Annotated in this window: 8 protein-coding genes, 1 rRNA gene and 2 pseudogenes; 5 read left to right on the forward strand and 6 right to left on the reverse strand. The window is 69.3% G+C overall.

The genetic code is table 11. The annotated features are described in order from the left end of the window. Positions 1–70: 70 nt before the first annotated feature. Both ACSVDD_RS27315 and ACSVDD_RS27320 read left to right on the forward strand, forming a co-directional pair. Positions 71–547 carry a hypothetical protein gene (locus ACSVDD_RS27315; RefSeq protein WP_448192582.1) on the forward strand — a complete coding sequence of 159 codons (477 nt, stop codon included), beginning with the start codon at positions 71–73 and terminating at the stop codon, positions 545–547. Positions 548–585: 38 nt separating this feature from the next. Next, on the forward strand, positions 586–2,865 hold the full coding sequence (locus ACSVDD_RS27320; RefSeq protein WP_448192583.1) for a glycoside hydrolase family 15 protein: 2,280 nt from the start codon (positions 586–588) through the stop codon (positions 2,863–2,865). Positions 2,866–2,894: 29 nt separating this feature from the next. Here the strand turns inward: ACSVDD_RS27320 and ACSVDD_RS27325 are convergent, their stop codons facing one another. The 5 genes and pseudogenes from ACSVDD_RS27325 to ACSVDD_RS27345 form a co-directional block, all read right to left on the reverse strand. Further along, complete coding sequence (locus tag ACSVDD_RS27325) at positions 2,895–3,848, reverse strand: PRC-barrel domain-containing protein (RefSeq protein WP_448192584.1); 954 nt, start codon at positions 3,846–3,848, stop codon at positions 2,895–2,897. 14 nt (positions 3,849–3,862) lie between these two features. Continuing rightward, positions 3,863–4,888 (reverse strand): SDR family oxidoreductase, encoded by a 1,026-nt coding sequence (locus tag ACSVDD_RS27330; protein ID WP_448192585.1) that lies wholly within the window; start codon positions 4,886–4,888, stop codon positions 3,863–3,865. A gap of 282 nt (positions 4,889–5,170) precedes the next feature. Beyond that, positions 5,171–6,754 (reverse strand): IS66 family transposase, encoded by a 1,584-nt coding sequence (locus ACSVDD_RS27335; RefSeq protein WP_448192586.1) that lies wholly within the window; start codon positions 6,752–6,754, stop codon positions 5,171–5,173. After that, positions 6,702–6,998 (reverse strand): methyltransferase domain-containing protein, encoded by a 297-nt coding sequence (locus ACSVDD_RS27340; protein WP_448192587.1) that lies wholly within the window; start codon positions 6,996–6,998, stop codon positions 6,702–6,704. Before ACSVDD_RS27340 ends, ACSVDD_RS27335 begins: the two co-directional genes overlap by 53 nt. A 20-nt stretch (positions 6,999–7,018) precedes the next feature. Beyond that, positions 7,019–7,408 (reverse strand): annotated as a pseudogene (locus ACSVDD_RS27345) (IS6 family transposase); the annotation flags it as partial. Positions 7,409–7,455: 47 nt separating this feature from the next. On the opposite strand from ACSVDD_RS27345, the gene ACSVDD_RS27350 reads away from it, so the two are divergent. From ACSVDD_RS27350 to ACSVDD_RS27360, 3 genes and pseudogenes are all read left to right on the forward strand, one after another. After that, positions 7,456–7,935 carry a glycosyltransferase gene (locus tag ACSVDD_RS27350; protein ID WP_448192594.1) on the forward strand — a complete coding sequence of 160 codons (480 nt, stop codon included), beginning with the start codon at positions 7,456–7,458 and terminating at the stop codon, positions 7,933–7,935. Between the two features lie 51 nt (positions 7,936–7,986). Continuing rightward, entirely contained in the window at positions 7,987–8,367 is a 381-nt protein-coding gene (locus ACSVDD_RS27355; RefSeq protein WP_448192588.1) for a DDE-type integrase/transposase/recombinase, read from the forward strand. 54 nt (positions 8,368–8,421) lie between these two features. After that, positions 8,422–8,580 (forward strand): annotated as a pseudogene (locus ACSVDD_RS27360) (IS3 family transposase); the annotation flags it as partial. Positions 8,581–8,901: 321 nt separating this feature from the next. On the opposite strand, the gene rrf reads toward ACSVDD_RS27360, so the two are convergent. After that, positions 8,902–8,980: ribosomal RNA gene (gene rrf, locus ACSVDD_RS27365) — 5S ribosomal RNA — on the reverse strand; the annotation flags it as partial.

The following is an 8,980-nucleotide window of genomic DNA, read 5'->3' on the forward strand; positions in this document are numbered from 1 at the left end:
GGCCGACGGAAATGACCGGAACCGGACGCGATAGGCGGAGTTGGCGCATCATCAACGTCGGTGCAGAGCCATGAACGCAGACTGGATTGCCGGTGCCGCACTCGGCTTCGCGGTGCTCGGGCTCGTGGGGTGTTCGGACAACGCCGATTTCGGGCGCGCCGCATGGCCGGCGCAGCACGCGGTGCCCCTCGTGCTGGAGCCCTACGGCCCGATCCAGACCACCGACGCTCAGGGATGCCGCGTGCCCGTCCTTGTTGAGAACGAAAGCAACGCGCCGATCCAGCGTCTCGGCCTCACGGCGCAGGCGCGCGGCGCCGACGGACGCTTTCTCGAGGAGCAGCGCTTCGACGCGACGCGCGAGCCGGTGATCGACCGCCTGTTCTTCCAGGCCGCGCTGCGCTTCACGCCGGCGACGTGCCGCGACATGCGCTCGGTTGTGATCACCCAACTCACCTGCGGCGGCACGGACGGCCCGGCCGGCCCCTGCCCGCAGCCGCTGGAGTTGGTTGACGGGTCCGTCGGGCGGATTCGCTTCCGCCTGCGGTAACCCACGTGGACGGATGACCAGCGTGCATGAGGGCGTGCATGACGGAACCACCGGTGCTTCCTGGCGATCCCTCCGAAGCCTGGGCGAGCAGCGCAAAGGACGTCGTCCTGACGGCGCTTGGGTCGTCGCGTGTCTGGGTCACGATAGCCGGGGGTATACCGACGGAGATGTTCTGGCCGTCGAGCGGCAGACCGCAGATCCGCCGATTGGGCTTCCTCGTGTGCCGCGGCGCAACCTGGACCGAGCTTGGCCGTGGGAACGCCTACCGCGTGTCCTGCCCCGACGCCGGAGTGCACCTTCCGGCCATCGTGCATGCGGGGCCCGGCTTCCGCCTGGGCCTGCGCGTGCTGTCGGACCCGCGCCGCGACGTGGCGCTCGTCTCGTACCGGCTGTTCGGGCGGGGTCTCCGCCTCTTCGCCGTGCTGGAACCGCGCCTCGACGGGCGTCGGGACAGCACGCTGTGGATCGAAGAAGGGCTGATGGCCTGCCGCGCCGGCGCGGCGCTCTGCCTTGCGGCCGACCGGCCGTTCCGGTTGGCCTCGGTCGGCTGCATCGGGGAGCCGAACACCCTCGAAGCCCTGCTCCGCGACGCGTCCCTGGCGGCGAGCGGCCCGATTTCCGAGGAGGCCGCCGTCCTTATGGCGGAGGTGGAGCCCGACCGCGGGACGCTGGCGCTGGGCTTTGCCGGGACCCAGGAGGGGGCGCGCGTCCTTGCCCGCTCAAGCCTTGGAACCGGTTGCGCCACGCTCCGCGCCGGCTACGAATCCACCTGGAAGGAATGGGCGGCGTCGCTCCGGGTGCCGGATGTCGCGCCGGATCTGCAATGGCGGGTCCGCCGCTCGGCCGCCGTCATCAAGACGCACGAAGACCGGACCTTTCCCGGCGCCGTGGTCGCAAGCCTGAGCATCCCCTGGGGCGGCTTCCAGGGCGACCTCCGCGGCGGCTATCACGTGGTCTGGACGCGTGACGCCGTCGAAGCTGCGTTCGCCTGCATGGTGCTCGGCCAGTTGGATCAGGCCAAGATCATCCTGGCCTTTCTGGTCGCGACGCAGGACGCCGACGGTCACTGGTGGCAGAGCTACTTTCCCGACGGCCGTCCGTTCTGGAGGGGAATCCAGCTCGACGAGGCCGGCTTCCCGGTGCTGCTCGCCGCCAAGCTGAGCGCCGCCGGCGCGCTCGACGGGCTGAACGGCGTCGCCGCGATGGCGCATCACGCGCTACGCTGCATCGCGCGGGTCGGCCCGGCCAGCCCGATGGACCGGTGGGAGGACAGCGCCGGTGTCAGTCCGTTCTCCCTGGCCGTCGAGATCGCGGCACTCGTTGCGGGCAGCCGCTTCCTCGAACCGGATGCGGCGGCCGAGGCGCTGGCGCTGGCGCTGGCCGACTATTGGAACGAACGGCAGGAGGACTGGACATTCGTCGAGCGTGGGGGGCTGTCGTCCGGCGGCTACTACGTCCGCGTCGCGCCGGTGCCGGCGAGGGGCGGGCCGTACGGGTCTGTGCGGCGGGCCGCCGCGGACGCCGCCCCCTTCTCGGCCGAGGCCCAGGTCGGGCTCGGCTTCGCCTACTTGGCGCGGCTCGGCTTGAGAGCGGCGCGTGACCCACGCCTGCAATCGACCATGGGTGTCGTGGACCGGCTTCTGCGCGTGGCGACGCCGCGCGGCGTCGCCTACCACCGCTACAACGGTGACCGCTATGGCGAACACGCCGACGGCCAGCCTTTCGACGGGGCCGGCGTTGGTCGCGCTTGGCCGCTGCTGACGGGGGAACGGGGGCACTTCGCCCTGCTGGCCGGAGAAGACGCCGCTCCGTACCTGCATGCGATGGGCACGCTGTCGACGTCGAGCGGCCTGTTGCCGGAACAGGTCTGGGACGCTCCCCCCATCCCGTCGCGCGGGTTGCGGCCCGGGTATCCCACCGGGAGCGCCACCCCGCTCGTCTGGGCGCACGCCGAGTACATCAAGCTCGTTGCCGCGCAACATTCCGGGAAGCCGGCCGAGATGCTGGACGATGTCGTCCGCCGCTACAGTACCCAACCGCGCCCGGCGCGCGCCTGGCACTGGAGGCGGACCTTCCCGTTCCATCGGCTGCCCGCCGGGCGCGACCTGGTCATCGAGGACCAGAAGCCCTTCGACTTGGGCATCAGGTTCGACGACCCGGGGATGCCGCAACTCCGGGCCTCCGCCGAAAGCAGCCTTGGCCTGCACTGCGTCGGCATCCCCGCCGGAGAGCTGGCCGCGGTCAGGGCCGTCCACTTCGACATGCACGAGCACGGCCGGGTGCAGGCGACGACTCACTCGATCCATATCGGCGCCTGAACGGGGCTCCTGCGAACCGGGGCCGGCGCTCACCCCCTCTTCCAGTAGGGCTCGACACCGTACGCGCCGTAGAGCTGCTCCAGGTCGCGGTGCTCGACCATCGCAGGGAGAGGCTCCTGCTTCGGCACGGACCGCGGCGCCGGCTGCGCATCCGCCTGCAGAACGTAGCTTTCGGTCCCCGGCGACCAGGACAGCGCCTGCCACGGCAACGGAACCCAGTCCTCGTTCAGCCCGAGGAAGCCGCCATGCCCGATCAGCGCAAAGGCGATCCGTCCGAGGTTGGTGTCAATCATCAGGCGGTCGATGTGGCCGAAGAGCTCCCCGGACCGGGTGCTGACCAGCGTGCCGCGGATCGTGTCCGGCCGGACCAGGGCCGGCGGCGCGATGGTCGTCACGGTGTCCCACTGGACAAGGAGCACCGGATCGCGGGGAGCGAGGTCCGTGGCGGGCAGCGGCGCATGCCGGGGCGGGGCGTCCGCGGTCCCGCTGCTTCCGGACACGGCGCGCGGCGCACCCGGCGTCCAGACGTTGTCGTTGATCTGCGCGATCACGTCGGGCTCGATCAACTGGCGGATCTCCTCGCGACGGAAGCGCGGCACCCGTTCCAGCATGCCGCTGTCGACCGTCAGGCGAACCCCGCCATGCTCCCCCGGATCGACGGCGACGGCAGACCAGGGGACCGGGACCAGCTCGTGGCCGATGTCCAGCGAGCCGCCGGAGCCGACCAGCAGGTAACGCACGGCGCCGCTCGGGGCGTCGATCAGCACGCCATCGACCCGGCCGACGGTTTCGCCCGCCTCGCTGCGCAGCGCGCTTCCGGCGATGCTCCCGGCCGGCCGGACGAGGATGCGCACGGGGGCATCGTTCTGCCATTCGGCAGCACTGCGCGATCCGGGCTGCGCGGCGGGTCCGCCCGGCTGGGCCGCGCTGGAGGCCGATACCAGCATCAATGCCGCCGCCGCGGCCGTACCGATCCGCATCATCGTCGTTCTCCCGTTCATCCTCGTGGCGCCATGGCGGAGCCGAGGGACACCGCCGCGCGGGCCATGTAGCCTAGGCCGCCCACGAGCAGCAGCCCGGCGGCGAAGCTGGTGGCGCGTGCCGTGCGCCCGCTGGCCACCAGGTTCAGGTCATGGTGCGGAAGCCCGAAGCGGCCGCGCACGCGGTGCAGACCCTCCACCGGGTGGAACAGGTTGTCGGGCCGACCGGGCCGTTCCAGCTCGGCGGTCTCCTGCCCTTCGACGGCGGTGCGGGCGAGGTAGCGGTCGCCGTAGCCCGGCAGCAGGAAGTTGCCGAGAATGGCCTCCATCGCCGTGCCGCCGAGCCAGTACTCGCGCTTCGGGTGCTCCGCCGCGTGCACGATGGCGCGGCCGATGTCCTCGGGCTGGAAGACCTTCCCCATGGGCCGGGCGCGCCGCGGCATGTGGCTGCGCGCCCAATCGAACTGCGGCGTGTTGACCGCCGGAAGCTGCACCATGGTGAGTTGCACGCGGCTGCCGTCGTGGAGCAGCTCGGAGCGCAGGCTGTCCATGAACCCCATGACGGCGTGCTTGGCCCCGCAATAGGCCGCCTGCAAGGGGATGGAGCGGTAGGCGAGCGCCGAGCCGACCTGGATGATGGTGCCGCGGTCGCGCGCCTCCATATGACGCAGCGCCGCCTTGATGCCGTGCACCGAGCCGAGATAGGTGACGTCGGTGACGCGCTTCAGCTCCTCGGGCGTGAGGTCGCGCACGCGGCCGAAGACCGTTACCATGGCGACGTTGATCCACACCTCGATGGGGCCGAGTTCCTCCTCCACGCGGTCGGCGGCGGCGGACACCGCCTCAGGGTCGGCGACGTCGAGGGGGAGCACAAGGCCCTCGCCGCCCAACCGCTCGACCTCGCGCCGGACCTCCTCCAGCGCCTCGCGCGAGCGCGCCATCAGCCCGATGGCCGCCTTCCATTCTGCCGCGAACGCCAGAGCGGTGGCGCGACCGACGCCGGCCGACGCCCCCGTGATGCAGACGACGGGATGGGATGCCATGCTGTTACCTCCTCAATCCTTGCCCTGGACCTCACAGGCCTGAAACCGCCCGGCACGCCGCCAACTCCGCGTGGCGCATCTGGTTCCATTCCACATGGAACCCGCCCGCGTCCCGCGAGTTGGCGGCGTGCGACTAGCCGCATAAGGAGTCGGGCATGGCTGTAAATCGGAATCGGCCCAGCCCCCGATCGGCGTCCGTTTGACCCCGCCTGGACCAACGAGTACCTTTGGAATACAATAGCTTGGCGTGAATGACCGTACGTGGGGCAAAAGGCCGGGCGCTCAGGCCATTGCTGAGTACACCCTGACGCGGTCGGGCAGGTAGGGGGCCTCAACTCCGGACACGCCGAGGCGATGGCCGAGATAGTCCCAGAAGGAGACGCCGAGCTTGGCGCAGGTCAGCAGCAGGCCGGCAAAGGCATCGCGGCCGTCACGCCCCGAATCGGAGTGGGTGCCGCCCGAGACCTTGCGCTTGGTGACCTGCGGACGCAGGTCACGCTCCGAGCCGTTGGTATTGAGCGGCACCTCCGGGCGGTCTAGCACCACCAGCAGTTCGTCCTTGTTGGCGTGCAAGCGTTGCAGCAGGCGGTCGAGCGTGGCGAACCCCGTGCGCCGGCGGAACAGGCGATCAAAGCGCGTCCGCAACGCGGAGCGCCGACGTCGATCGGGCGCCCACCGGTAGGCTTTCAGGTCGGCGTAGAACCACCAGATCAGCGCCCGCACGCGTTGCTGGGCGGCGTACTGCCGGTCGGTGAAGGTGTCGAGCTTGTGCACCAGCTGTTCCGCGTGCACCCAGCATAAAGCGTGGTGATCGACGGCGAACTGGCCGGCATCGTCGGACAGGATCACGGTGTCGGGCAGCAGGCCGTGTGCCTTGATGGCACCCCACACTGCGCCTTCGGTGGCGATCAGCACCGGGTCGGGGGAGACCGCCACCCCGGAGATCCCGAGCCGGTCGAGATGACGCATCCAGGCCGCCTTGTCGGCGAAGCGGCGTTCGGGAGCGGCGGCCAACTGGGCGATGATCGCTCCCGACAGGGCGCGCTGGCGCATGTACGCCAGCGCGTCGGCGTTGATCATGTAATCGTCATAACCAGCCCGCAGCACCTCCAGCAAATTCAGCCGGCTCTTGGAGCCGGTGGTGGCGAAGGCGGTGAAATGATCGTTGCCGACCTGCGTGCAGAAGGCGTTTTTGCGTTTGTGCCGGGCACCGGTGTCATCGACGCTGATCCACGCCGCGGTTTCCAGCCCGGCCCGCAGCACCGCGCGGGCTTCGTCGCGGAAGGTGTGCGTGCCGGTGTTGAGCAGGCGCACGAGTTGCCGCTTGGAGATGTCGATCCCGAAGGCCCGCAGTTGGTTCACAAGGCGCGGCATCGTCACCTGGCCCTGATGATACTGCAGCAGCACAAAGCGGCGCAGCTCCGGCCCGAAGTGGCCGGTGATCCCGGCCGGCATCGGGGCGAGCAGCGTCTCGCCGGCTGGGGTCAGCCAGCGTTCCCGGCGGAGGCGCACCACATGCGGGCGCAGCACGAGATCCTGGACGACGAAGTCCTCGTGGCCCTTGAAGCGCGAGCCGGTCGGCGCGTCCAGCCTGATGATCCGCTCCTCATGGATCACCAGCCGCTCGGTCTTGCGCCGCTTCTGGCCGCGCTTGCCGCCGCCCATCGGCTTGGGCTCGGTCTTTGGCTCCATGCCGCTGGGCCGGATCACGGGTCGCCCCGTCACGCCCTTGAGCGCGGCGACCTCCGCCCGCAGCTCCGCAACTGCCTGCTTCAGGGCCGCGTTGTCCGCCAGCAGCCGTTCGGTCAGCGCTTCAAGGTCGCCGCGCGACAGGCCGGAAAGAGAAAGCTTCGCGGGGGGGCTCACAGCCGGGAACATGAGTCTCGATCAGTTCAAAACCAACCCCGGTCCGCCTCATACCTGCCCGGCCTTTTGCCCCACGTACGCGCCGCTGGGCCGCCTGCACACCGGACGGGCTAAAGTCGAAACCACGGTAAGCCATGTCCGTCCGATCGAACAGCATGTGCGCGAACGCTCCGCTGCCACAGCCGACCTCGAGGACCGAGCGGCCGCGCAGGCGCTCCACCTCGGACAGGGCCGCGCGCATCATCGGATAATAGTGTGCGCCTGCTTCAGCGCCTTGCGGAAGAAGCGCCGGGCGGCCGCGGCATCGCGCTTGGCGCTGAGCAGGAAGTCGATGGTCTGGTCACGCGCATCGACGGCGCGGTACAGATACATCCACCGCCCCTTCACCTTCACGTAGGTTTCGTCCACCCGCCAGGAGCCGGTCGTCGTGCGCAGGTGGGGGCGCAGGTGGGGGCGCAGCCTCCTGTCCAACTCCGGGGCGTAGGCATGGATCCAGCGGTAAAGGGTCGTGTGATCGACCGCCACGCCGCGGTCGGCCAGCATGCGCTCGAGATCGCGGTAGCTGATCGGGAACTGCAGGTACCAGCGCACCGCCCACAGGATCACCGCCGCCGTGAACTGCCGACCCTTGAACGGGTTCTTCTTGGACCACATCACCCTGTCACCCCAGCCACAGAAACGGGCTGGGTTTTATCCGATCGCTGCCCGCCGTCAAACTTTGCAACGGAACCGCGCTGCCAGGGGCGACGCTGCTGATCGCTGGACGCGGCCCGGAGGAAGCGGCGCTGCGCCGGCTCGCCGCCGACCGGGGCGTCGCAGAGCGAGTGCGCTTTTTGGGCGTAGTGCCGCACGCCGAGATGCCGGCGCTGTACGCCGCTGCCGACGCGCTGGTGCTCGCCTCGAGCCACGAAGGCTGGGCCAACGTGCTGCTGGAGGCGATGGCCTGCGGCACGCCGGTCATCGCCTCGCGCGCCGGAAGCGCGCCCGAGCTGGTCGTCGAGCCCGCCGCCGGGCACCTGCTGCCCGAGCGCAGTGCCACCGCTATCGCGCAGACCGCTCGGAGCTTGCTGGCCATGCCGCCGCTGCGAGCCGCCACCCGCCGCTTTGCAGAGCGCTTCAGTTGGAACGAAACGACCCGCGGCCAGATCGCCCTATTTCGCACGATCCTGGCGCAACTCTAGGCGCTACGGCCAAAAAGGAGACGGTGATGAGGGAAGCGTGACCAGCCGTTTATGACGAGATGTACGAGACGGTCGATACGTACAAACAGCACTACGAGGAATCGATCGGTGACCCCGCGCACCCTCACGGTGGACAAGAACGCCGCCTACCCGAGTGCGACCAAGGCGATGAAGCAGGCCGGGGAACTGTGGCGCTTCACCAAGCTGCGGCAACGCAAATATCTCAACAACATAGTCGAACAGGATCACCGACGGATCAAGCGGCTCGTCCGGCCGGGGCTCGGGTTCAAAGGCTTCCACACGGCGCGCCGGACGATCGCCGGCTACGAGATCCTGGCGATGGTGCGCAAGGGGCAGGTCGCCGCCATTCCCGCCAACGACATGCCTACCCAGGCGACCTTCATCGCCGACCTGTTCGGTGTTGCCGCCTGACGACGCGGACGCAACGCCTGTCCGCGCCTGCCGACAAACTTTGCAACGGAACCCGGGGTCGAGCCGATCGGCAAGGTGCTGCCGATCGCCCCGTCCACCTATCACGCCCATGCCGCCCGGCGCGCCGATCCGTCCAAAGCGCCGGTCCGCTCGCGAAGCGATGCGGAACTGAGCGTAGCTATCCGACGGGTCTGGGATGCGAACTTCCAGGTCGGAAGGTCGCCCCATCTGCCGGGCGAACCGACAGTGCCGACGCAGCCCCCATTAGGTCGACCAGGCGCAACACACTATGAACACACTACGTTGCCGTACAACGTGCCCACTTGGATGCCCGGTGCGGACGTTTTGAATGGCCGCACGCGAGAGGCGCCAAGGAACCTTCCGTAACGGTCAGCCAAGTTGCACCCGCCATGCGTAGGGCAAGAAACAACCAACTAAAGCTCCGCCTCCCGCCCCCTTTTGGTGGGGCGGGCGGCGGCGTTGGCGTGTGTCGAGCGATGCGGCGTTGATCCGGGTGTGATGTGCGCCTGGAAGACCTGGCGGCGACCTACTCTCCCACGTCTTGAGACGCAGTACCATTGGCGCGGAGGGTTTTCACGGCCGAGTTCGGGAT

The sequence above is a fragment of the Azospirillum terrae genome (assembly GCF_053470425.1).

What these genes read in the sequence shown, in the direction of transcription:
- ACSVDD_RS27315 (WP_448192582.1), top strand. Translation starts at nt 71, where the DNA reads ATGAACGCAGACTGGATTGCCGGTGCCGCACTCGGCTTCGCGGTGCTC.
- ACSVDD_RS27320 (WP_448192583.1), top strand. Translation starts at nt 586, where the DNA reads ATGACGGAACCACCGGTGCTTCCTGGCGATCCCTCCGAAGCCTGGGCG.
- ACSVDD_RS27325 (WP_448192584.1), bottom strand. Translation starts at nt 3,848, where the DNA reads ATGATGCGGATCGGTACGGCCGCGGCGGCGGCATTGATGCTGGTATCG.
- ACSVDD_RS27330 (WP_448192585.1), bottom strand. Translation starts at nt 4,888, where the DNA reads ATGGCATCCCATCCCGTCGTCTGCATCACGGGGGCGTCGGCCGGCGTC.
- ACSVDD_RS27340 (WP_448192587.1), bottom strand. Translation starts at nt 6,998, where the DNA reads ATGATGCGCGCGGCCCTGTCCGAGGTGGAGCGCCTGCGCGGCCGCTCG.
- ACSVDD_RS27355 (WP_448192588.1), top strand. Translation starts at nt 7,987, where the DNA reads ATGACGAGATGTACGAGACGGTCGATACGTACAAACAGCACTACGAGG.